Origin of the sequence: Sporolactobacillus mangiferae (assembly GCF_023336505.1) — a bacterium.
Classification (GTDB): Bacteria; Bacillota; Bacilli; order Bacillales; family Sporolactobacillaceae; genus Sporolactobacillus; species Sporolactobacillus mangiferae.
Genome location: NZ_JAMAST010000055.1, coordinates 1 through 275 on the forward strand (window position 1 = coordinate 1; position 275 = coordinate 275).

A 275-nucleotide genomic window follows, 5' to 3' on the forward strand; every position below is an offset into this window, starting at 1 on the left:
GGGAACGCCTCAACGAGGAATTTCGCCGTCGCGAACGAGTGATTCGCATCTTTCCCAATCGTGAATCGGTCACCCGTCTCATGGGTTCCGTGCTCATGGAACAGGATGAAAAATGGTCGGAAGGCCGCTGCTATCTGAAAATGGACGAGTATTTTAGTTGGAAAGCAGAACACCCTAAATTGGCTAAATCTAGTAAAGTGACCGCTATTTATCCAAGTTAATCAATCTGTTCTAACTGAGATGAATTTACACACAAAAAAGGACTTGACCCGTTG

General features: G+C 45.1%; 1 protein-coding gene. It reads left to right on the forward strand.

Annotation, left to right across the window (positions count from 1 at the left end; all coding sequences use genetic code 11):
- Positions 1 to 221 (forward strand): transposase (locus M3N64_RS14015; RefSeq protein WP_249104321.1); only part of this gene is annotated, 221 nt, incomplete at its 5' end.
- Between the last annotated feature and the right edge of the window lie 54 nt (positions 222 to 275).